Origin of the sequence: uncultured Roseibium sp., from assembly GCF_947496995.1 — a bacterium.
In the GTDB taxonomy this organism is placed as follows: Bacteria; Pseudomonadota; Alphaproteobacteria; order Rhizobiales; family Stappiaceae; genus Roseibium.
In genome coordinates this window covers 609,729-630,944 of the sequence record NZ_CANMFD010000003.1, presented here as the reverse complement: position 1 = coordinate 630,944, position 21,216 = coordinate 609,729, and the positions used below count along the sequence as shown (strand labels likewise).

The following is a 21,216-nucleotide window of genomic DNA, read 5'->3' as shown; positions in this document are numbered from 1 at the left end:
TCACATTCCCCACCTTAGCGCCGGTGTTTTCACGGGCGCATCATACAGACGCAGGATTTCCTCATCCGTCTTGACCAGCGTGATGGAAACGCCGGCCATTTCCAGTGACGTGATGTAGTTGCCCACCAGGTTGCGAACGATCTTCACGCCGCGCCGGGCGGTGAGATCGGCCAGCTTTGCATAGACGGTATAGAGTTCCGACAGGGGCGTGCCACCCATGCCGTTGACGATGGCGATGACCTCGTCTCCCTTTTGCAGGGTGATGTCGGTGACCTCGACGTCAACCCAGTCTCCCTTCGCCGGATCCCATTCGCTCAGATTACGCGTGTAGGCCTCGTCGTCGAGGATACGGTCCGTCAGGATCTCGGTCACCTCATCGGCGCTCTTGATCTTGCTGCGCATGATGCCCGGTTCGCCGTGAATGCCGATGCCGATTTCCATTTCGTCGTCCGGCAATTCGAAGCTTGGCGTGCCGTTCTGCGGCGTGGTGCAGGAGGTCAGCGCCATGCCCATGCTCTTGCCGTGGATGTTGACCTTCTTGCAGAGCGCGGCGAGCCGGTCGAGGTCATAGCCTTCCCGGGCGGCCGCACCGCAGACCTTCTCCGCGATCACCGTCGTGCCGAGACCCCGGCGGCCGGCGGTGTAGAGGGAATCCTTGAGCGCAACGTCGTCGTCGATGATGACGTTGCGGACTTCGATGCCTTCGTCGCGCAGCATGTCGGCTGCCATCTGGAAGTTCAGCACGTCGCCGGTATAGTTCTTGACGATCTGCAGGATGCCCCGCCCGCCATTCACGGCCTTGCCGGCCTCGAACATCTGGTCGGGTGTCGGCGAGGTGAAGACCTGGCCCGGGCAGGCCGCGTCCAGCATGCCCGTGCCGACATAGCCGCCGTGAAGCGGTTCATGCCCTGATCCGCCGCCGGAGACCAGGGCGACGCGGTCCTGCACGCCTCCGGCCACACATACGTAATTCGGATCGAAATGCACGTCGATGTCTTCGCAAGCGAGCCCGAAGCCCTTCAGCTGTTCGACTGTGACGTCCTCGGCATTGTTGACCAGCTTTTTCATGGCTTTTTCTCCCATTCGGGTGTTTCCGTATCGTAGGTCTTGAAGACCGTGCGGTAGTAGCCGCGATAGAAGGCGCCACCGACCAGCCCACCGGCGATCGAGGCCACGGCCGGGATCCACCAACCGCCGCGCGGTCCGGGGAAGGCCATCTCGCCCCAGCCGAAGATGAACGAGACAAGACGCGGTCCGAGATCTCTTGCCGGGTTCATCGCGGTCATGGAAATCGGCGCTTCATAGGCGACCAGCGCCGCGACCAGCAGACCGATGAAGAAGGGCGCCAGATTGGCCGAAGGCGCGGAGGTGTTGTGCTGGTCGGTCAGGAACAGGACACCGAAGACGAGAATGGTGGTGGTGAAGGCCTCCGAGAGGAACCATTTGACCAGAGAGACCTGCGCAAAGGCTTCTTCGGTCGTGCCGAAGAAGGCGGGGTTCGGAGCATAGGTGCCGAAACCCATGGCGCTCAACTGGCTTCCGGGTGCGCCGCGGACCAGGCCGGCACCCAGTTCATAATGCTCGATGATACCCGAATAGAAGCCGTAGATTGCCGCGGAGGCGAGAATGGCACCGAGCATCTGCGCGATGATATAGGGCGCAACCTTGGCCCACGGAAAGCCGGTGAAAACGGCCAGGGCGAGGGTCACCGCCGGATTGATGTGGCCGCCGGAAATCTTGCCCGATGCATAGACACCAAGGGCCACGCCAAGCGCGAACATCATCGATACGGGCCAGAGACTGAGACCACCGGTCCACACGGATACGGCGACCGATCCCACGCCAAAAAGGACGAGAATGAAGGTGCCGATACCTTCGGCGACCATTTCAGGAACGATTCCCTTTTCCATTGCTTCCTACTCCCGTTGAAAATGACTTTTTCGTTCTTGGGCCGAACGTTTCAGCCGGGAACAGCTGCTTCGGTGGGAAGCAACGCTGCACGCAGGAAGAGTATCAGGTGCGCCTGAAATCGAGTTGATCGGGATCAACCCTTGTCAATTTTTCCGAGTTTTGTCTGTGCCGCCTGTCTCCCGTTCCGGGGCCGGGCTTTCGCTCTGCAGCCGGTTTTCCGGTCACGCAGATATGGCAGTTTCCGGGTGGTCTTCCGAGGCGAGCTTGGCGCGTCGGAGAGCATCTCCAGAGAGACTCAGGAACAGGCTGGTGTTAGGATTGATTGCCGGGTATCGGCAGCTGCGCAAGGGACACGCTGCCGTCCGACTGACGGGCGATCGTCACCGTTCGGTCAGCTTCAATTCGATCCGGCGGTTCTTTGCCAGCACGTCGGGTGTTTCACCCTCTTCCAGCGGCTGGAATTCGCCGAAGCCGGCGGCAACGAGGCGTTTCGGGTCGACACCTTTTTCGATCAGGTAGCGGACCACGGAAATCGCGCGGGCTGCCGACAGCTCCCAGTTGTTGCGCAGGCGGCCGGTGCCCGACAGCGGGCGGGCGTCGGTATGACCGTCGACACGCAGCACCCAGTTGATCTCGTCCGGGATCTGCAGGCTGAGTTCCTGGATTGCGTCGGCGAGTTTGTCGAGTTCCTGCTCGCCTGCCGGATTGATATCTTCCTTGCCGCTGTCGAACAGCACTTCGGACTGGAACACGAAGCGGTCGCCGACGACGGAAATGTCGGAACGCTGGGACAGGATTTCGCGCAGGCGGCCGAAGAAGTCGGAGCGGTAGCGGGACAGTTCCTGGACGCGCTGGACGAGGGCGGCATTCAGACGACGGCCGAGGCTGGCAATCTTGGCCTGGCTTTCCGATTCCTTGGCTTCGGAGGCCTCGAGCGCGGCGTTGGCGGCGGCGATCTGGCGTCTCAGCGCCGCGATCTGCTGGTTGAGAAGTTCGACCTGTGCGAGCGCCTCCTGGCTGACCTGGCGTTCGTCGTCGAGAAGGTTTTCCAGTCTTGCCGCCCGCCCGCCGGCGGTGTCTGCCGCGCCGGAGCTGCTGTCGAGCAGGCCCAACAGGCGGGTCTGTTCGGCTTCGGCGTCGGAGAGGCTTGCCTGGAGGCCGAGGATCGTGTCTTCCAGTTCGCCGGAGTTGGCCCGTTCCAGCGCCAGCAGCTCGGTCAGTTCGCTGATCTGGATGTTGAGGCGGTTGAGCACCGTGTCGCGGCCGGAGAGCTGCTGCGACAGGAAGAACTGGGCGATCATGAAGATCGACAGCAGGAAGATGATGACGAGCAGAAGCGTCGCCATGGCATCGACGAAGCCGGGCCAGTAATCGGTCGACTGGGCCCGGCGGCGCGAGCGGAGACTTCCTGCCATCTGCCTACTCCTTCGCGCGCTCGAAGGCGGCGGAGATGGAAGAGAGCAACCCTTCGATGCGTTTTTGCTGCTCGCCCTGGGCCTCGGCCCAGTCGCGCATCATCTGCTGTTCGGAGCGCACATGCTTGACGAGGCCCTGGATGCCCTCCGCCAGATTGGCCATCGCCTGGTTGGCGTTCTTGCCACCGCCTTCCTCGACGCTTTTCTGCAGTGCGGAGATCGACGCCTGGATGTGTTCCACGCCCGGTGAATCCGGTGCGCTGAAGAGGCTGTCTTCCGGATCGATATCGGTGACCGTGGAAAGCCAGTCTTCCAGCTCGTTGTAGAAGCGGTTCTGCGCCTGCCCGGCCTGCAGGTCGAGAAAGCCGAGAACGAGAGAGCCGGTGAGGCCGAAGAGCGAGGAGGAAAACGCCGTTCCCATGCCGGACAGCGGGGCTTCGAGGCCGGCTTTCAGGTCCTCGAAGATGACGTTCGCATCGCCGGAGCCGACATCGAGCGACTGGATGGTCGCACCGACCGAACTGACGGTCTGCAGCAGGCCCCAGAAGGTGCCGAGCAGGCCGAGGAAAACCAGAAGGCCGGTAAGATAGCGCGAGATTTCGCGCGATTCCTCAAGGCGCATGCCGATGCTGTCGAGGATCGACCGGGCGGTCGTCGGGGTCAGCGCCATGTCACCGCCCTTGTTGCCCAGAAGGGCTGCCATCGGGGCCAGCAGGACCGGCGAACGTGTGTCGAGCGCCGGATCGCCGATGCGGAAGCTGTTGACCCAGGTGATTTCCGGAAACAGCCGGATCACCCGCCCGAACAGCAGCATCACGCCGAAGAGCCCGACCAGAACAATCAGGCCGTTGAGGCCCGGGTTGCTCACGAAGGCGGTTGAAATCTGCGGAAACAGGATGAAGGCGATAAAGGCCACGATCACCAGAAAGATGATCATGAAGGTCAGATACGCCCGCGGGCTGGACAGGCTGTAGGGGTCGAATTCTCGGGCCATATTGCGCTATCTGTCACCTGTTGAGGAGCTAACAGATTGATAGCGTGATTTTTAACAGGTTGGAAACCTCTTATCGGAAGGAAAGCGGGAATAAGGGTGGGAAAGGGCGTGTGAAGGCGGAGATTGCGGGGCGGGCAGAATGCTTGGAAATAGCGCGGCTTGCGCATTTCAGGTGGCGAAAGCGGGCATTTGCCCTGACTGAACGCACCTTGGATTCGGGCCCGTTGCTGGCGGAGGGAACGGCCGCCGGGCTTGCCGGGGTAGGCGGGGGCGGCTGGATTGGTCCGCACCTGTATTCAGGGCTCGGATGAGCGGAAATGGCGATTGAGGGACTGAAGGCCTATTGGTTGGGCTTCCACTCGCTCGCCATCTTTTGCGCTGTGGCAATCTCTTCAGCCGTCATGTTGCTGGCAACAATCTTGAGGTTTTCACGGCTGTTGTCATTGCCTTGCGCCACGGCCAAACTGAACCACATGTGGGCAAGCAAGTAGCTCTGATCCACGCCTTCACCAGTGGCATAGGCAGTGCCAAGGTTGGTCTGCGCGCTGGCAAGTCCCTGTTCGGCTGCGCTGAGATACCATTTTGCGGCTTCGGCGGAATCCTGTGGCACTCCGTCACCGCTGTCATAGGCCATGCCCAGATTGTATTGCGCGAGGGCAATGCCCTGCTCAGCTGCCCGGTGATACCATTTTGCCGCCTCAACCGAATCCTGCGGCACCCCTAACCCGTTGTCATAGGCAATCGCCAGATTGTATTGCGCTCTGGCGTCATTTTGCTCAGCTGCACTGCGAAACCATTTTGCGGCCTCGACATGATCCTGCGGCACCCCTTCTCCATTGTCATAGGCCATGCCCAGGTTGTATTGCGCTCGGGCATCATTGTGCTCAGCTGCCTTTCGATACCATTTTGCGGCCTCGACATGATCCTGCGGCACCCCTTCACCGTTGTCATAGGCAATGCCCAGATTGTATTGCGCTCTGACATGTCCCTGTTCGGCCGCCTTTCGATACCATTTTGCGGCCTCGACATGATCCTGCGGCACCCCTTCACCATTGTCATAGGCAATGCCCAGGTTGTATTGCGCTCTCACATCCCCCTGCTCCGCAGCCAGCCGAAAATGTTTCAGCGCCACCGGGTAGTCGCCTCTTTCATAAGCGGCCCAGCCATCCTCAAATAGTCCTGTCATAGCTAGGCCTTGTGAATTGTTGTTGTTGTTGCGGTGTTGGTTTGGTCAGAATGAACCTTGGCCGCCTGCCAATATCAAGAGCCACAAAGCCAGCATAATCTGCTTCATCAGAAACCTTCATGCCGACCGAACCAAGTACATCAATATCAGGGGTAGTCTTGCTGTCAAAATCCAGTTTATCGCGGCGGGCCGAGTGGGCAGGGTTTGCTGGGTAATGGTTTGTGGGGAACGCCGTAAGTCCGTCGTCAACACGGCTGGCGGGCCATGCCAGACATTCTGGTCGCCCCCAATCTCGAAAGCGGCAACATGATGGCCAAGCAACTCATCTACCTCGCCGGCGCGTCGTCAGCGAGGATCGCGCTCGGCTCCCGCGTCCCGATCATGCTGTCCAACCGCTCCGAGACCGTGGAAGCCCACATCGTCTCGGCGGCGCTGGCCAAGGTGTTTTATCATTGGCGCCGCGAGCGGCCGCCGGGGGGGCCGGGGTGGGGGGGAGAATGGTTGTTGGCTGCATCCTGAAAGGAGGTCAGCTCTGCGGGAAGAAGTTGCCGTTGCCTATTTGACAAATGACGGGCCCAAGTCACTTTCATTCCAGATATTGTTGAGTTCTTTCAGTTCTTTATGGGGAAATCCGCTTCTGCCATTTTGATACGAAGTGTGCTTTAGACACACATGCGTTTTCCAGAGTTCGGCCAAGAGCATCCCAGCAAGCCTTTGTCTTCTTATCCGAAGGGACAGCACAAGATTGCCTTCTTCAGTTTCGTCAAAACCAGCAATTTCTCCATTGATTTCATATATCGACAATATCGATGTATGCGGTTGTTTTTTATCAGGTTCTACTGCGATCACTGCTCCGCCCGGCTCGTCACATAGTGCTGCTCGGATAGGGGAGTTTTCAATAATGGCCCGCGCAATCTTAAGGACTTCTGAGGGGAAGTCTGTGATAACTTGGCTCACCCTAAAGATCAGCAAGTCTCCCTTATGGGCGACGATCAGATCGCTCCAACCGTGTTGACCCACGTCACAGAAAAACTGCGTCACATCGTCAAGTTGAAGCTCGAGGGTATTCATCACAGTCGAATACCACGTCTGCGTTGGTCGCACCATTTTGGTAAATATGGACTCATTGCAGGCGTTCACTGCAGATGACGCGAAGGTCGGCTCAGGGCCGGCAGCGGAACCGCAGTATCGAAAGTTGAATGTCTGCTTCCCCGCTTCGCTCCCACAAGCTGCCAGTCTGTTCCCGGCCCCATTTCGGTCATTCGTTTTCGATGCAGCGAAAGACTGCTTTCCGCCACCCTTCCGGGGCATTCGATCAAAGCGCAACGAACGCCTGCTTCCCGGAAATGTCTCTTTTCAAGCAAATGACAGACTTCGTCGGGCGAACCGTTCATCCCTTGAGAAGGCGCTTTATGACGGCTTGTGGTCGAGGCTGGCGCAATTATCTCTTCGGGCCGTACCAGCAGCCTCTCGAAAGACAACGGCAATCCCGGGGGGCAATCCCGTGCCTGCGCAAACGATCCTTCGAGACAGCGCTGCGCGCTTCCTCAGCATGCGAACATGGCGATTGCATTTGGCGATTACGGGGTGACAGGAAGGGGGGGCAGCCATTTCATACGCAGCAACCCGGCGCAGCGGGAACGCCTGTGCCGAATTCGCTTCCTCAGGATGAGGGAGACCATGGTCTTGAACTTTGAAAAGCCGTGATGTCCAGGCCCGGCGTCCGTGTCGGGCCTTCTCAGCCGGTCTTACTCCTGCGCGGGAGCCTCGGCCTTTTTCAGCAGGCGCAGAAGGTGCTTGTGAGCGTCTTCGTTGCCGACGATGACATCGCCGCTTTCCAGCATCTTGTTCTTGCCGTCGAAGTCGCTGACGAAGCCGCCGGCTTCGCGCACCAGAAGGATCCCGGCTGCAATGTCCCAGGAGTTCAGGTTGCGCTCCCAGAAGCCGTCCAGGCGTCCGGAGGCTGTCCAGGCAAGGTCGAGCGCGGCGGCGCCCATGCGGCGGACACCGGCGACTTCCGGCATGACGTAGCGCAGTTCGCGCAAGGAACGGCCGTGATCGCCCATGCCGATGAAGGGCAGGCCGGTGCCGAAGACCATGTCCGGCAGGTCTGTCCGGCCGGCGACACGCAGGCGGCGATCGTTCAGGAAGGCGCCCCGGCCGCGTTCGGCGGTGTAAAGCTCGTCCATTACCGGGTTGAAGACAACGGCGGCGACGATTTCGCCGGCCCGTTCCAGAGCGATGGAGATCGCGAAGATCGGAATGCCGTGCAGGAAGTTGGTGGTGCCGTCCAGAGGGTCGATGTGCCAGCGGTGCTGACCGTCGGTTCCTTCGATCTCGCCGCCTTCTTCCATGACCAGACCATAGGTCGGGCGGGCGCGCGTCAGCTCGCTGCGCATGATTTCCTCGGCGCGGCGGTCTGCGGCCGAGACGAAATCGCCCGGTCCCTTGCGGGAGACCTGGAGGTTTTCAACTTCGCCGAAGTCGCGGATCAGGGAACGGCCGGCCTTGAAGGCGGTTTGAACCATCACGTTGAGGAGAGCTGTGCGGGCCATGGATTTTCACTTGTTGTTGGGTGTTGCCCGGGCGGATCCGGGCAAACCTGTTTGAATGCGTGTCTGCCTTGGGCCGGGCGCGCGCCGCACCGGCATTGCAAAGGCCTGTCCGGGGGGCTGTCCGGGCGGATCAGTCCGCGCGGCGGACGTACTCCAGAGAGCCGGTGTCGACGATGATCTTCTCGCCGGCCGTGATGAACGGCGGCACCATCACGCGCACGCCGTTTTCCATCAGCGCGGGCTTGTAGGAGGAAGACTGCGTCTGTCCCTTGACGACGGCGTCGGCTTCCCGGATTTCCAGGGTGACGAACTGCGGCAGGGTGATGCCGATCGGGCGTTCTTCGTGCAGTTCGACCGTGACCATCATGCCGTCCTGGAGGAAGGCGGCGCGGTCGCCGACGAATTCGCTCTGAAGTTCCAGCTGTTCGTAGGTCTCGGTGTCCATGAAGATGAGCATGTCTTCCTGGGTGTAAAGGTACTGGAAGTCCTTCTGCTCCAGGCGGACGCGCTCGACCTTGTCTTCGGAGCGGAAACGCTCGTTGAGCTTGCGGCCATCGATCAGGTTCTTCATTTCGACCTGGGCAAAGGCGCCGCCTTTACCCGGCTTGACGTGCTGGACCTTTACAACGGCCCAAAGCGTATCCTGATGCTGAAGCACGTTACCGGGCTTGATTTCGTTTCCGTTGATTTTCATGGAACGACCGACTTTTTGATTTGTATGGATCTGGAGCGGGCAACGGCAAGTTATGGCTGACGCGCTTGAATTTTGCTCGCGCCTGTCCACCACAAAAGCGGGCCGGATTCAAGGAAAAAAGGCAAATCGCGTCTTGAAAGCGGCGGCGAGCGGCAAGATTACGGAGATTCGCGCGCAGGATCTTCGCTTGGCGCCATCAGGGTCGCCGAATACTGCTCGGCGAGTTTGCGCGCCTCCGCCAACGTCTCTTCATCGAGGCTCTCGACAATGCGGTCCAGCGACAGATCGGAGACACCGAGGGTGCGGGCGATCAGGTGCCAGCCGGCTGCCGCGGCAAAATCCTGCTCCCGGCCGCGGCCATTGGCATAAATTCTTGCAAGACGGTTCATGGCGACCGGATTGCCGGATGTGGCGGCCCGTTCGAACCAGTCGGCGGCTTCCTCCTCGTTGGGGTCGACGCCTTTTCCCTGGAACCGCAGGATGCCGTAATAGACCTGCGCGGAGGTGTGGCCGCGCCTTGCCGCCCTGCCGAGCCAGAAGGCGCCCTGACCCGGATCGTTCAGGCCGCTCTGGGCTTCCAGGTAGGACAGGCCGAGCGCATACTGGGCTTCCGGATCGTTGAGCTGGGCCGCTTCTTCCAGAAGCTCGCGCGCTTTCTGTTCGTTGAACGGCCGGCCTTCGCCTTCCTGGTAAAGCAGCGCGAGATTGTAGAGAGCGGAGGGGTTGCCCGCTTCGGCGGCCTGCTCGAAATAGTCGGCGGCTTTTGTCTTGTCGGTTTCAACGCCGGTGCCGAGCAGATAGAGCTGGGCCAGCTGCATGGCCGAGCCGGCATCGCCCTGTGCGGCGGCGAGGGCGTACCAGTCGGCGGCCTTGCCCTTGTCCTGCTGAATGCCAAGGCCTGCTTCATGCAGGACGCCGAGCAGCGCCTGGGCCGCCTTGTCGCCGAGTTCGGCAAGCGGGGTGGCAAGGCCGAGGGCGGTCAGAAACCAGCCGCGCTGGAAAGCCGAATAGGCGGTTTCAGCGGTGGCAGCCTCGCCTTCCTGCAAATGCGGCGGCCCTGCATCGACAATGCTCAGAAGGGTCTTTTCCGACGTGGTGACGTCGATCAGCACAGGCCGTGGTTCGCCGGATGCAGCGGGATCGACTTCAGCGGCGGCGCCGCTTTCCCCGCTGTCCTGCGCGAGCGCAGGCGCAGTGCTGAGCAGACCGATGACGAACAGGCCTGAAACGAGCAAACTGGCGGCAAGGAAAAGCGCGGCCCGGTTCAGCAAACCGGAAGGCTCCTTGCGGCGCTTGTCTCCAGCATGGTCTTCCCCTGCAACTGAGGATACCGGAAAGGTCTGCTCAAATCCGTCCAAAGGCTGGCTCCTCAGTCGTCCTTGGGAAATGGATGGGCGTCCAGGATCCCGTTGGCTTCGGTAACGAGCGATGTAATGTCGCCTCCCGAATTCCAGAGGGCGTCCTTGAGTGCGACAAAGTCGGCTGTGGTCGCAGCCACTTCCGCGAGGGTCTCGATCGTGTTTCCGGCCAGCGCTACGCAAGGCGTCGAGAAGAGCTCGGCCCACCAGGCCGCGCTGGAAAGCGTCTTTGCGTGGGCGTTCTCTTTCTCGGGAAGGTCGAGCTTGCCGAAGAAAATATAGTCTACTCCGGTTTCCGCCAATTCCATGGCCTCGTGCCGCAGTTTTGTTCCGCCGGTGCCGACGATCCGATCGGGGTGGAAGCTTTCGACGGCCAGCTTCACGTCTTCCAGCGACGTGTCGACATGAACCCCGTCGGCGCCGCTTCTGCCGGCAGCCTGGGTGTCGCGGTAGATGATTGCCGCTGCGCCCCCCTGCTGGATGACCGGGACGAGCACCTCCGCCGCGGTCTGGATCTCCTTCGTGCCGGCGCCCGGCATGTAGATCATCACGCAGGCGATGTCGCCGCCGGCAAAGGCCTGTTCGAGCTTTGCGGCCATTTCGCCGGTGTCGAACTCCGGTGGCGTAATGAGAAAGAGGCGGGGACGGTTCACTGGGGGCGGTCCTGGTCAAGCTGGTTCAAAGGCAACTGTCGGGTTCTTGTCCCTAAAGACGGCGAAAGAGGGACGCAAGGCCCCTCTCCCAGGAAAGTAAAAATATCTGCCGGGCCGATTGGTCCGTTTTCTAACCGATCTTGGGGTCCAGGCTGCCATTCTGATAGCGCGCGGCCATGTCGGCAAGCGTGATGATCTTCTTGATCCTGGAGGCCTGACCTGCGGTGTTGAAGGCTTCCAGACGCTCGACACAGAGCTTCTGCATCGCGTCGCGGGCCGGCTTCAGATATTTGCGCGGATCGAATTCGGCCGGGTTTTCGGTCAGGATCTTGCGGATCTGGCCGGTCATGGCCATGCGGTTGTCGGTGTCGATGTTCACCTTGCGCACGCCGTTCTTGATGCCGCGCTGGATTTCCTCGACCGGAACGCCCCATGTCTGTGGCATTTCCCCGCCATAGCGGTTGATGATATCCTGAAGGTCCTGGGGCACCGAAGACGAGCCATGCATCACCAGATGGGTATCGGGCAGGCGGCGGTGAATTTCCTCGATCACATGCATGGCAAGCACCTTGCCGTCCGGCTTGCGGGTGAACTTGTACGCGCCGTGGCTGGTTCCCATGGCGATCGCCAGGGCATCGACTTTGGTTTCCTTGACGAATTTGACCGCCTCTTCGGGATCGGTCAGCAGCTGATCCTGGCTGAGCTTGCCTTCCGCCCCGTGGCCGTCTTCCTTGTCGCCCATGCCGGTTTCAAGCGAGCCGAGCACGCCGAGTTCTCCCTCTACGGAAATGCCGCCGAGATGCGCCATTTCGGTGACGGTTTTGGTGACGCCGACATTGTAGTCCCAGTTCGCGGGGGTCTTGCCGTCCGCTTCCAGCGACCCGTCCATCATCACCGAGGTGAAACCGGCCTGAATGGCGGTCATGCAGGTCTGCGGCGCATTGCCGTGATCAAGGTGCACACACACCGGGATATGCGGATAGATCTCGACGACCGCATCCATCATGTGCTTGAGCATCACGTCATGGGCATAGGACCGGGCGCCTCGGGAGGCCTGGATGATGACCGGAGCATCCGTCTGATCGGCTGCGGCCATGATCGCCAGAGCCTGCTCCATGTTGTTGATGTTGAATGCCGGAACCCCGTAGTCGTGCTCAGCAGCGTGATCAAGAAGCTGACGAAGGGTAATACGTGCCATCAATTATCTCCCAGGGATCCGGTGCGTCTTGGTCACTATAAAGATAACCCGGACGCGTGTAACCGGTGTTGCGGTGCGTCAATGACTGCTGGTTCTAGCAAGATTTTCCGTCGTTGAAAGAGGGAAGCGAGGGCTTAAATCAATTAAAATCAAAGACATGCTTCGAAAGCGGATCAAATTAATTAATTCTGTTCGCGAATTAAATCCCGCCGAAAAAAAGCATCATCCGGGACCCTGGAGGCGATCAACGCCACGAGGACCAGTTCCGGCATCGTTATGTGCCCTGCGAAGAACTGGTTTTGCCGCGTGCCTGACAACCGTCAGAGCGGCCGGGGCGGAGGTGGTCCCGCCCCGGATGCGCATTCAGCTGTCCAGCGCCGTGACGCCGGGCAGGTCCTTGCCTTCCAGCCACTCCAGGAACGCCCCGCCGGCGGTGGACACATAGGAGAAATCATCCGCCGCACCGGCGTGGTTCAGCGCGGCGACGGTATCGCCACCGCCGGCGACGGAATTCAGCTTGCCTGCCCTGGTGTTGGCAGCGGCATGCTGTGCCGCTGCAACGGTAGCCTTGTCGAAGGGTTCGATTTCGAAGGCGCCGAGCGGGCCGTTCCAGACCAGCGTCTTGGCCGCGTCGATCCTGGTTGCGATGGTCGCGATGGAGGCGGCGCCCACATCCAGGATCATGGCGTCCGCCGGAATGGCGTCCAGCGCGACGGTCTCGTTGGCCGCGCCGGCCTTGAATTCCCTGGCGACGACGGCATCAACCGGCAGGATGATTTCACATCCGGCGGCTTCGGCGGCCGTCATGATTTTCCTGGCCGTGTCGGCGAGATCGTGCTCGCACAGAGACTTGCCGACATCGATGCCCTTGGCGGCGAGGAAGGTGTTGGCCATGCCGCCGCCGATCACCAGCATGTCGACGCGCGTGACAAGGTTTTCCAGGAGATCGATTTTCGAGGACACCTTCGCGCCGCCGACAACCGCAAGAACCGGACGGACCGGCGCGCCGAGCGCGGAGCCGAGGGCTTCCAGTTCGGCCTGCATGGTGCGGCCCGCATAGGCCGGCAGGAGCTTCGCGATGCCTTCGGTAGATCCATGTGCCCGGTGGGCGGCGGAAAAGGCATCGTTGACATAGATGTCGCCGTTGGCCGCAAGCGCCCTGGAAAAGTCCGGATTGTTCTTTTCCTCGCCCTTGTGGAAGCGGGTGTTCTCCAGCAGCAGTACATCGCCGTTGCCCATGGCCGCGATGGCCTGGGTGGCCGGTTCGCCGATGCAGTCATCGGCGAAGGCAACGGGTTTGCCGAAGAGAGCGGAAACGCTTGGCGCGACCGGAGCAAGCGACATGTCGGCGACGCGTTCGCCCTTCGGGCGGCCGAAATGGGCGAGCAGGATGACCTTGGCCCCCTTGCCGGACAGTTCCCGGATCGTCGGCAGAACGCGTTCGATGCGCGTTGTGTCCGTCACTTTGCCACCGTCCATCGGAACGTTCAGATCCACACGCACCAGAACACGTTTGCCGGTGATGTCGGTCAGGTCATCGAGAGTTTTGAAAGCCATGGGAACACCTGTTGTCAGGAACGGGACGAGTTGGTTGTGACAGCGATGCCGATGCCGAACAAGGTCAGCAGGACACCGAAGGAGCGCTCAATCCGGAGCTTGGCGCGCATGAACCGCAGCCGGACGGCGGGCAGCGTGAAGAACAGGGTGACCAGCACGAACCAGAGGAACACGCCGCCGGCCATGATCACGCCATAGCCGATCTGCGTCCAGAGGGGGGTGCCCGGGGCGGTGACCTGCAGGAATACGCTCAGCGCGAAGAGGGTGGCCTTTGGGTTGGTCACATTGGTGAGAACCCCCCAGCGTAGCGCCTTCAGCGGCGCCATGCCGGCAAGGGTGCCGTCGGCGGGCATTTCCGTGGAGGCGCTCCGGTACATGGTTACGCCCAGAAAGATCAGATAGGCGGCGCCGATGAGTTTCAGCGCGTTGAACAGGAAGATCGACTGGGAGACGATCAGGCCGATGCCGGCCAGCGCGTAGGTGACGTGAACGCCGAGGGCCAGGGCAATACCGAGCGCGGTCATGATGCCGGCGAGACGTCCGCCGATCAGGGCGTTGCGCAGGACCACGGCAAAATCCGGTCCCGGCACGACTGCAACGACGACGGTCAGGGAAATGACTGCGAGAAGTTCGAGCAAATCTGTCTCCTGAAATGGAGAAAAGAAAGGCGGATGCAGTCATACCGCATCCGCCCGGACTTTCAGGTGGGATGTCTTGTCATCCCGCCCATCGATTCAGATCAGCTTTGCCAGCGCAACGGCCGTGTCGGCCATGCGGTTGGAGAAGCCCCATTCGTTGTCGTACCAGGACAGGATGCGGACGAAAGTGCCGTCCATGACCTTGGTCTGGTCGCAATGGAAAATCGAGGAGTGGCTGTCATGGTTGAAGTCCACGGAGACCAGCTTGTCGTCCGTGTAGCCCAGAATGCCCTTCAGCTTGCCGTTGGCAGCGTCCCGGATGGCCGCATTGATCTCGTCGACGGAGGTCTCGCGCTTGGCGATGAAGTTGAGGTCGACGACCGAGACGTTCGGCGTCGGAACGCGGATGGCAACGCCGTCCAGCTTGCCGTTCAGCTCCGGCAGGACCAGGCCGACGGCCTTGGCGGCGCCGGTCGAGGTCGGGATCATGGACATGGCAGCAGCGCGGCCGCGGTAGAGATCCTTGTGCATGGTGTCCAGGGTCGGCTGGTCACCGGTATAGGAATGGATCGTGGTCATGAAGCCTTTTTCGATGCCGACGGTCTCATTGAGAACATAGGCAACGGGAGCCAGGCAGTTGGTGGTGCAGGAAGCGTTGGAGACCACAAGGTCGCCCGCCGTCAACGCATCGTGGTTGACGCCGTAGACGATGGTCTTGTCGGCGCCGGCCGCCGGGGCGGATACCAGCACGCGCTTGGCGCCGGCTTCCAGCAGCAGTGACGCCTTTTCCTTTACGGTAAAGATGCCGGTGCACTCCAGCGCAACGTCGACGTCGAGTTCGCCCAGGGGCAGGTCCTTCGGATCGCGGATCGCCGTGACCTTGATCGGCTTGCCGCCGTTGATGGAGATGGTGTCGCCGTTCACTGCGACTTCAGCCGGGAAACGGCCATGCACTGAATCGTAGCGCAGCAGATGTGCGTTGGTTTCGACCGGGCCGAGGTCGTTGATGGCAACGACTTCGATGTCGGTACGGCCGGATTCGATAATGCCGCGCAATACATTCCGGCCGATGCGGCCAAAACCATTGATTGCTACCTTGGTAACCATATTCCACTCCCGCAATCTTCGGCGCTCAGTTCAAGCTTCGACGCCAAAAGGAAACCCACAGATTGTGGTCACGACAAGACGTGTGGCCACGACAATGAGCACGCGCGTGCTCCGGTTCCGGCAGCATAAGAGGAATGCATGCTGCCGGTAATTGATCCTGGTTAAGCACCAAGTCTTTCTTTTGCTACGGCGACAACGGCGTCTTTGGTGATGCCGAAATGCTCGTAGAGTTCCTTGTAGGGGCCGCTTGCCCCGAAGCCCTTCATGCCGACAAAGGCGCCGTCATTGCCGATGAAGTGGTCCCAGCCCATGCGGATGCCCGCTTCGACGGCGATCTTCACCGGGCTGGTGCCGATGACATCGGCCTTGTAGTCGTCGGACTGCGCTTCGAAAAGCTCGAAGGACGGAACGGAGACGACACGGGTGGCAATGCCGGCCTTGCTCAGTTCGCCGTGCGCGTCCGCGGCGATTTCAACCTCGGAACCGGAGGCGAATATCGTTACCGCGGCATCGTCTTCGCTGTCGATCAGAACGTAAGCGCCTTTGGCGCAGAAATTGTCTTCCTCGAAGGATTTGCGCAGCGAAGGCAGGTTCTGGCGGGTGAGGGCCAGAACCGACGGGCCCGCCTTGTTCTCAAGCGACAACTGCCAGCATTCGAGTGTCTCGGTGATATCCGCCGGACGGAAGAATGTCAGGTTCGGGATCGCCCGCAATGCGGCGAAATGCTCCACCGGCTGGTGGGTCGGTCCGTCCTCGCCAAGACCGATGGAATCATGCGTCATGACGTGAATGACACGCTGTCCCATAAGGGCCGCGAGGCGGATCGACGGGCGGCAGTAGTCGGAGAAGATCAGGAAGCCGCCGGAATAGGGGATCAGCCCGCCGTGCAGCGCCATTCCGTTCATGGCCGCCGCCATGCCGTGCTCGCGAACGCCGTAGTGAATGTAGCGGCCGGAAAAATCGGTCGGCGTGATCGCTGCGGTTTGCGGGGTCTTGGTATTGTTGGAGCCCGTCAGATCCGCGGATCCGCCGATGGTTTCCGGCACGACTTCGTTGATGACGGTCAGAACGGCTTCAGAAGCCTTGCGCGTCGCCATGGTCGGCTGTTCGTCAGCGAGCTTCTTCTTGTAGTCCAGCACGGCCTTGGTGAAGGTGGCCGGAAGATCCCCGCGATTGCGGCGCTCGAATTCCGCACGGCTTTCGGCGTCGGCATCGGCGAAGCGCTTCTGCCAGTCCTTGTGCGCCTGGGCGGACCGGAGACCGGCGATGCGCCAGGCATCGAGAATGTCGCTTGGAACCTCGAAGGCCTGATGCGGCCAGTTCAGAGCCGCCCGGGTCCCCTCGATTTCCTCCGCGCCGAGTGGCGCGCCATGGACTTTCGCGGTGCCTGCCTTGGAGGGCGCACCGAAGCCGATGGTGGTCTTTGCGGCGATCAATGTCGGTCTGTCGCTGGCCTGGGCCTGGCGGATCACGGCGGCGATGGCCTCCGGGTCGTGACCGTCGACACTCAGCGTGTTCCAGCCGGAGGCGGCGAAGCGTGCCTGCTGATCGGTGCTGTCGGTGATTTCCACCTTGCCGTCGATGGAAATGCCGTTGTCGTCCCAGATGACGATGAGCTTGTTGAGCTTCAGGTGGCCGGCGAGCGACAGGGCTTCCTGGCTGATGCCTTCCATGAGGCAGCCGTCGCCTGCGAGCACATAAGTGTAGTGATCGACGAGGTCCTTGCCGAAACGCTCGACTTGCAGGCGTTCGGCGATGGCCATGCCGACGGCGTTGCCGAGACCCTGACCCAGAGGGCCGGTGGTCGTTTCGATTCCGGCGCCATGGCCGTATTCAGGGTGCCCGGCGGTCCGGGAGCCGATCTGGCGGAAGTTCTTCAGCTCGTCGAGCGTGAAGTCCTCGTAGCCAAGCAGATAGAGCAGGCTGTAGAGCAGCATCGACCCGTGACCGGCGGACAGAACGAAACGGTCGCGGTCGGCCCAGTTGGGAGCGGTCGGGTCGAATTTCAGGAACTGGGTGAACAATACCGTGGCAATGTCGGCTGCCCCCATGGGCAGTCCCGGGTGGCCGGATTTCGCCTTTTCCACGGCATCGATGGCAAGAAAGCGGATCGCATTTGCCATGCGCTGATGTTTATCAAGATCGGTCATCGTCTTCCCGTTGCTTGCTTTGGAGCCCCAGCTTCCAGAGCGGACCACCAGGTCAGGCGCAACTGCCCGCCGCGGCGTGAATGAGGTGCGTTGCTGAGAATTCGACTTTCGTCAACTTCGATCAGGCGCCAGACAAATATCAGGAACCTGCGGCGAGTCAACAAAGCAGCTTTAATGCCGCGTTCACCCTCGGCGGAAAGAAATTTCCCGTCGCGAGCGACATTGAGTTGAGGATTCTGCCGATGGTGGCATTGACTGAAAGAAGATGCGATGCCTAAGCTCGATATCCTGACAAAGATTTGCTTTTTCGCCGTCAAACCAGCGTTTGGAAGCTCCGGTGCGGGCACGTACAAATCGACTGGCAACTGACCCGGCGAATGTGCCAAATCTCAAGTGTGACGGTTTGGAAGGAACGGGCGGGCCGCCGCGAAGAGTATTGGGACGACGTAATACATGTCGGAAATCGACTGCATGGAAAAGACCAGCCTTGCCGACGCGGCAAAGCGCCTGGAGAAAGCCGTAAGCCATCTGGAAACGGCCGTTCAAAGGCGTATGGACGCAGACAGGTCTTTGAATGCCCTGCAGGACGATCTGCAACGGCTCGGAGAGGATCGCTCGCAACTCGCGACCTCCCTGGATGAAAGCCAGGCGAGGGCATCCCGGCTCGAAGAGGCCAACAAGGATGTCTCCCGGCGGCTTGTCTCCGCCATGGAAACCATACGCAGCGTACTCGATGCGCATGGGGGTTAGTCACTGATGGCGCAGATCACCGTCACGATCAACGGCAAGGCCTTTCGTATGGCCTGTGACGATGGTGAGGAAGACCGTCTGATGGGGCTGGCCAAGCGGTTCGACGGATGGATCACCGAACTACGGGGCGCTTTCGGCGAAATCGGCGACCAGCGGCTTACCGTCATGGCCGGGATCATGGCAACCGACCAGTTGTCCGAGCTTGAAAGGAAAATTGCCGGGCTTGAAGAGGATCTCGACGAAGCCAGGCGGCAGCAGGTGGATGCGCTGGACAACATGAGCCAGAACGAGCAGGAACTCTCCAGGTCGGTCAACACGGCCGCCGCGCGGATCGAAAGCCTCGCCGACAGCCTTTCCAAGAGCCTGCGATCGGGCGACGATTCCTGATTTCACACCGTATCGCCATGCGCCATCCAAGAATCTGCTTTTAATGAAAATTACGGCCCTCTGGTAATTGCAGTGGAGCGGGTCTATATGCGTTAGTCGCGGCTGCCCGATACGTCAGGAAAAATATCCCCGGGGCCTTAAGCATTCCCAAGGGAGCTGTCCCTGCTTCGGGCCGTGGTCTGTTGCACACGGCGCCCACCTACGTAGTAGGTTTCCCGGGATCGCACTTCCAACGGTCGGACGGCCGCACATTCTGCCTTTCCTCAGGTAGAAGGGCCAAAAACGAGAGCCCATGAAAGTTTCGTCTCCGCGTGCCGCTGAAAAAGATCTTCTCCGCAAGGAGGCGCTCGCCCGCCGCGCGGCGCTGGGCGGCATTACCCGCATCGAGAAAAGTCTGTCTTTGGCAGGCCATGCAGACGACCTGCCGCTGCCGGACGCAGCCGTGGTGGCGGGCTTCTGGCCCATCCGCGATGAAGTGGACCCGAGGCCGCTGATGGACAGCCTGCGCCAAAAAGGTCATCGGTTGTGCCTGCCGGTCGTTGCCGAGCCGCATCTTGTCTTCAGAACGCTGGAACGCGGTGCGGAGCTGGTGGATGCCGGTTTCGGCACGATGGGGCCGGGACCTGATGCGGCGGCCGTGCGCCCTCAGGTGCTGCTGATGCCGCTCGCCGGGTTCGACGCGGCGGGCAACCGGATCGGCTACGGCAAGGGGCATTACGACACGGCCATCGCCGCCTTGGAAAAGACGGAGCCTCTTCTGTGTATCGGCCTGGCCTTCGCCGTGCAGGAGGTTGACCGCGTGCCCGCGGAAGAGCATGACAAGCCGTTGACTGGAATTTTGACCGAACAGGGCTACAGGGCGTTCGGCTGACCGGCCGGAAGGGCCGCGGCTGATCGTTCAATGAGGATTTGATGCGTATTCTGTTTCTGGGCGATCTCGTCGGCCGTGTTGGCCGGACCGCCGTCATTGAGAAATTGCCGGACCTGGTGGAGGCAAACCAGCTCGATTTCGTGATCGTCAACGGAGAGAACTCCGCCTCCGGCTTCGGCATTACCGAAGCCATTCTTCAGGACGTTCTGGATGCCGGCGCCGACGTGGTCACGACGGGCAATCATGTCTGGGACCAGCGCGACACGCTCGTCTATATCGAGCGGCAGGACCGTCTGCTGCGGCCGGTCAACTACCCGCCCGGGACGCCGGGCCGGGGCGCGCATCTTTTTACCGCCCGCAACGGTGCGCAGGTCATGGTCGCGAATGTCATGGGCCGGGTCTACATGGATGCCCTGGACGATCCGTTCGCCGTCATCGACAAGGTGGTCGACAGCTGTCCGCTGGGTCAGGTCGCCGACGCCATCATCGTCGACATGCATGCGGAAGCGACCAGCGAAAAACAGGCCATGGCTCATTTTCTCGATGGCCGGGTGAGCCTCGTTGTCGGAACCCATACCCATGTCCCGACCGCCGACCACCAGATCCTTGAAAGCGGCACGGCCTACATGTCCGACGCGGGCATGTGCGGCGACTATGACAGCGTGCTGGGCATGGACAAGGAAGAGCCGGTCAACCGTTTCCAGCGCAAGATCCCGGGCGCCCGCTTCGCACCGGCTTCCGGCATCGCCACCATTTGCGGCGTGGCCATTGAAACCGACGACCGCACCGGGCTGGCCGAGAGAATTGCCCCTGTCAGGATCGGAGGGCGGCTGGAGCCGGTGCTCCCCGAGTTCTGGCCGTCAGGCAGTTGAACCTGAGGCGAGGAAATTCTCCGATCTGGATTTTCCCCGCCAACTTGCCTATAAGCGGCGCAGTTTTTCATTGAAATCATCCGCAGAGAACCGGAAAGAGCCATGGCAGGCCATTCAAAATTCAAGAATATCATGCACCGCAAGGGACGCCAGGATGCGGCCCGGTCTAAGATGTTCTCCAAACTCTCCAAGGAAATCACCGTCGCCGCCAAGATGGGCGACCCGGACCCGGACGCAAATCCGCGCCTGCGCCTTGCCGTGCAGAATGCCAAGGGGCAGTCCATGCCCAAGGACAATATCCAGCGCGCGATCAACAAGTCGCAGACCGGAGATGCCGACAATTACGAGGAAATCCGCTACGAGGGCTACGGCCCGGCAGGTGTTGCCGTCGTTGTGGAAGCCCTGACCGACAACCGCAACCGCACCGCCTCGAACGTTCGCTCCTATTTCACCAAATGCGGTGGTTCGCTGGGCGAAACCGGTTCGGTCTCCTTCATGTTCGACCGGGTCGGTGAAATTGTCTACAAGCCGGAAGCCGGTGAAGCAGACGCGGTGCTGGAAGCGGCGATCGAGGCCGGGGCGGAAGATGTCCAGTCCGATGAAAACGGTCACACGATCTATGCGGCCTTCGAGGACCTCAACGATGTCGCAGCGGCACTGGAAGCAGCGCTGGGCGAGGCAGAGTCCACCAACATCATCTGGAAACCGCAGAACCTGATACCGGTCGACAGCGACAAGGCGCAGACGCTTTTGAAACTCATCGACATGCTGGAAGACGACGATGACGTTCAGAACGTCTATTCGAATTTCGATGTCGACGAGGACACCATGGCGGCATTGGCCTCCTGAGCAGTCTTGCGTTTATCTGGATTGGAAACCCCGGCTCGGCCGGGGTTTTTGTTTGTAAGGGGACCCCCACC

22 protein-coding genes are annotated in these 21,216 nt (G+C 60.9%); 6 read left to right on the top strand and 16 right to left on the bottom strand.

The genetic code is table 11. The annotated features are described in order from the left end of the window. From dhaK to Q1B40_RS15690, 5 genes are all read right to left on the bottom strand, one after another. Entirely contained in the window at positions 1–1,068 is a 1,068-nt protein-coding gene (gene dhaK, locus Q1B40_RS15710) for a dihydroxyacetone kinase subunit DhaK (protein ID WP_299816407.1), read from the bottom strand. Next, entirely contained in the window at positions 1,065–1,910 is an 846-nt protein-coding gene (locus Q1B40_RS15705; protein WP_299816405.1) for an MIP/aquaporin family protein, read from the bottom strand. The genes dhaK and Q1B40_RS15705 overlap by 4 nt, the downstream gene beginning before the upstream one ends. Positions 1,911–2,291: 381 nt before the next feature. Then, on the bottom strand, positions 2,292–3,326 hold the full coding sequence (locus tag Q1B40_RS15700; RefSeq protein WP_299816403.1) for a peptidoglycan -binding protein: 1,035 nt from the start codon (positions 3,324–3,326) through the stop codon (positions 2,292–2,294). A gap of 4 nt (positions 3,327–3,330) precedes the next feature. Then, positions 3,331–4,320 carry a flagellar motor protein MotA gene (locus Q1B40_RS15695; RefSeq protein ID WP_068409737.1) on the bottom strand — a complete coding sequence of 330 codons (990 nt, stop codon included), beginning with the start codon at positions 4,318–4,320 and terminating at the stop codon, positions 3,331–3,333. A 340-nt stretch (positions 4,321–4,660) separates the two neighbouring features. Next, positions 4,661–5,506 (bottom strand): SEL1-like repeat protein, encoded by an 846-nt coding sequence (locus Q1B40_RS15690; protein WP_299816400.1) that lies wholly within the window; start codon positions 5,504–5,506, stop codon positions 4,661–4,663. 264 nt (positions 5,507–5,770) lie between these two features. Between Q1B40_RS15690 and Q1B40_RS15685 the strand changes: the two genes are divergently transcribed. Then, positions 5,771–6,025 carry a phosphate acyltransferase gene (locus tag Q1B40_RS15685; protein ID WP_299816398.1) on the top strand — a complete coding sequence of 85 codons (255 nt, stop codon included), beginning with the start codon at positions 5,771–5,773 and terminating at the stop codon, positions 6,023–6,025. Positions 6,026–6,061: 36 nt separating this feature from the next. Here the strand turns inward: Q1B40_RS15685 and Q1B40_RS15680 are convergent, their stop codons facing one another. The 11 genes from Q1B40_RS15680 to Q1B40_RS15630 all read right to left on the bottom strand — a co-directional run bounded on the left by Q1B40_RS15680 (position 6,062) and on the right by Q1B40_RS15630 (position 17,733). Then, complete coding sequence (locus tag Q1B40_RS15680) at positions 6,062–6,577, bottom strand: hypothetical protein (RefSeq protein ID WP_299816396.1); 516 nt, start codon at positions 6,575–6,577, stop codon at positions 6,062–6,064. Between the two features lie 677 nt (positions 6,578–7,254). Continuing rightward, the gene (locus Q1B40_RS15675) at positions 7,255–8,061 is read right to left on the bottom strand and encodes an inositol monophosphatase family protein (protein WP_299816394.1); all 807 of its coding nucleotides are present in this window, start codon (positions 8,059–8,061) and stop codon (positions 7,255–7,257) included. A gap of 130 nt (positions 8,062–8,191) precedes the next feature. Beyond that, a complete protein-coding gene (gene efp / locus Q1B40_RS15670) occupies positions 8,192–8,755 on the bottom strand; it encodes an elongation factor P (protein ID WP_299816392.1) in 564 nt (187 codons plus the stop codon). A gap of 158 nt (positions 8,756–8,913) precedes the next feature. After that, positions 8,914–10,113 (bottom strand): tetratricopeptide repeat protein, encoded by a 1,200-nt coding sequence (locus Q1B40_RS15665; protein WP_299816390.1) that lies wholly within the window; start codon positions 10,111–10,113, stop codon positions 8,914–8,916. 11 nt (positions 10,114–10,124) lie between these two features. Continuing rightward, a complete protein-coding gene (locus Q1B40_RS15660; protein WP_299816388.1) occupies positions 10,125–10,766 on the bottom strand; it encodes a thiamine phosphate synthase in 642 nt (213 codons plus the stop codon). A 130-nt stretch (positions 10,767–10,896) separates the two neighbouring features. Continuing rightward, entirely contained in the window at positions 10,897–11,964 is a 1,068-nt protein-coding gene (fba, locus tag Q1B40_RS15655) for a class II fructose-bisphosphate aldolase (RefSeq protein ID WP_299816386.1), read from the bottom strand. Between the two features lie 363 nt (positions 11,965–12,327). Beyond that, positions 12,328–13,521: a phosphoglycerate kinase gene (gene pgk / locus Q1B40_RS15650; RefSeq protein WP_299816384.1), complete on the bottom strand. Its 1,194-nt coding sequence runs from the start codon at positions 13,519–13,521 to the stop codon at positions 12,328–12,330. Positions 13,522–13,535: 14 nt separating this feature from the next. Next, complete coding sequence (locus tag Q1B40_RS15645) at positions 13,536–14,159, bottom strand: LysE family transporter (protein WP_299816383.1); 624 nt, start codon at positions 14,157–14,159, stop codon at positions 13,536–13,538. Positions 14,160–14,255: 96 nt separating this feature from the next. Next, complete coding sequence (gene gap, locus Q1B40_RS15640) at positions 14,256–15,266, bottom strand: type I glyceraldehyde-3-phosphate dehydrogenase (protein WP_299816382.1); 1,011 nt, start codon at positions 15,264–15,266, stop codon at positions 14,256–14,258. A 161-nt stretch (positions 15,267–15,427) separates the two neighbouring features. Continuing rightward, complete coding sequence (tkt, locus tag Q1B40_RS15635) at positions 15,428–17,416, bottom strand: transketolase (protein ID WP_299816381.1); 1,989 nt, start codon at positions 17,414–17,416, stop codon at positions 15,428–15,430. Next, positions 17,413–17,733, bottom strand: a complete 321-nt coding sequence (locus Q1B40_RS15630) for a hypothetical protein (protein WP_299816380.1) — start codon at positions 17,731–17,733, stop codon at positions 17,413–17,415. The genes tkt and Q1B40_RS15630 overlap by 4 nt, the downstream gene beginning before the upstream one ends. A gap of 136 nt (positions 17,734–17,869) precedes the next feature. Here Q1B40_RS15630 and Q1B40_RS15625 point away from each other — a divergent pair, with 136 nt between their 5' ends. From Q1B40_RS15625 to Q1B40_RS15605, 5 genes are all read left to right on the top strand, one after another. Further along, positions 17,870–18,166, top strand: a complete 297-nt coding sequence (locus Q1B40_RS15625) for a DUF4164 domain-containing protein (RefSeq protein ID WP_299816379.1) — start codon at positions 17,870–17,872, stop codon at positions 18,164–18,166. 6 nt (positions 18,167–18,172) lie between these two features. Next, positions 18,173–18,553, top strand: coding sequence for a cell division protein ZapA (locus tag Q1B40_RS15620; protein WP_299816378.1), 381 nt, complete (start codon positions 18,173–18,175; stop codon positions 18,551–18,553). 292 nt (positions 18,554–18,845) lie between these two features. Next, positions 18,846–19,424, top strand: coding sequence for a 5-formyltetrahydrofolate cyclo-ligase (locus Q1B40_RS15615; RefSeq protein ID WP_299816377.1), 579 nt, complete (start codon positions 18,846–18,848; stop codon positions 19,422–19,424). Positions 19,425–19,465: 41 nt separating this feature from the next. Continuing rightward, positions 19,466–20,296, top strand: a complete 831-nt coding sequence (locus Q1B40_RS15610) for a TIGR00282 family metallophosphoesterase (protein WP_299816376.1) — start codon at positions 19,466–19,468, stop codon at positions 20,294–20,296. 102 nt (positions 20,297–20,398) lie between these two features. Beyond that, on the top strand, positions 20,399–21,145 hold the full coding sequence (locus Q1B40_RS15605; protein WP_299816374.1) for a YebC/PmpR family DNA-binding transcriptional regulator: 747 nt from the start codon (positions 20,399–20,401) through the stop codon (positions 21,143–21,145). Positions 21,146–21,216: the final 71 nt, after the last annotated feature.

What these genes read in the sequence shown, in the direction of transcription:
- Q1B40_RS15700 (WP_299816403.1), bottom strand. Translation starts at nt 3,326, where the DNA reads ATGGCAGGAAGTCTCCGCTCGCGCCGCCGGGCCCAGTCGACCGATTAC.
- Q1B40_RS15690 (WP_299816400.1), bottom strand. Translation starts at nt 5,506, where the DNA reads ATGACAGGACTATTTGAGGATGGCTGGGCCGCTTATGAAAGAGGCGAC.
- Q1B40_RS15685 (WP_299816398.1), top strand. Translation starts at nt 5,771, where the DNA reads ATGCCAGACATTCTGGTCGCCCCCAATCTCGAAAGCGGCAACATGATG.
- Q1B40_RS15680 (WP_299816396.1), bottom strand. Translation starts at nt 6,577, where the DNA reads ATGAATACCCTCGAGCTTCAACTTGACGATGTGACGCAGTTTTTCTGT.
- Q1B40_RS15605 (WP_299816374.1), top strand. Translation starts at nt 20,399, where the DNA reads ATGGCAGGCCATTCAAAATTCAAGAATATCATGCACCGCAAGGGACGC.
- pgk (WP_299816384.1), bottom strand. Translation starts at nt 13,521, where the DNA reads ATGGCTTTCAAAACTCTCGATGACCTGACCGACATCACCGGCAAACGT.
- Q1B40_RS15615 (WP_299816377.1), top strand. Translation starts at nt 18,846, where the DNA reads ATGAAAGTTTCGTCTCCGCGTGCCGCTGAAAAAGATCTTCTCCGCAAG.
- gap (WP_299816382.1), bottom strand. Translation starts at nt 15,266, where the DNA reads ATGGTTACCAAGGTAGCAATCAATGGTTTTGGCCGCATCGGCCGGAAT.
- Q1B40_RS15705 (WP_299816405.1), bottom strand. Translation starts at nt 1,910, where the DNA reads ATGGAAAAGGGAATCGTTCCTGAAATGGTCGCCGAAGGTATCGGCACC.
- dhaK (WP_299816407.1), bottom strand. Translation starts at nt 1,068, where the DNA reads ATGAAAAAGCTGGTCAACAATGCCGAGGACGTCACAGTCGAACAGCTG.
- Q1B40_RS15620 (WP_299816378.1), top strand. Translation starts at nt 18,173, where the DNA reads ATGGCGCAGATCACCGTCACGATCAACGGCAAGGCCTTTCGTATGGCC.
- tkt (WP_299816381.1), bottom strand. Translation starts at nt 17,416, where the DNA reads ATGACCGATCTTGATAAACATCAGCGCATGGCAAATGCGATCCGCTTT.
- Q1B40_RS15695 (WP_068409737.1), bottom strand. Translation starts at nt 4,320, where the DNA reads ATGGCCCGAGAATTCGACCCCTACAGCCTGTCCAGCCCGCGGGCGTAT.
- efp (WP_299816392.1), bottom strand. Translation starts at nt 8,755, where the DNA reads ATGAAAATCAACGGAAACGAAATCAAGCCCGGTAACGTGCTTCAGCAT.
- Q1B40_RS15610 (WP_299816376.1), top strand. Translation starts at nt 19,466, where the DNA reads ATGCGTATTCTGTTTCTGGGCGATCTCGTCGGCCGTGTTGGCCGGACC.
- Q1B40_RS15625 (WP_299816379.1), top strand. Translation starts at nt 17,870, where the DNA reads ATGTCGGAAATCGACTGCATGGAAAAGACCAGCCTTGCCGACGCGGCA.
- fba (WP_299816386.1), bottom strand. Translation starts at nt 11,964, where the DNA reads ATGGCACGTATTACCCTTCGTCAGCTTCTTGATCACGCTGCTGAGCAC.
- Q1B40_RS15675 (WP_299816394.1), bottom strand. Translation starts at nt 8,061, where the DNA reads ATGGCCCGCACAGCTCTCCTCAACGTGATGGTTCAAACCGCCTTCAAG.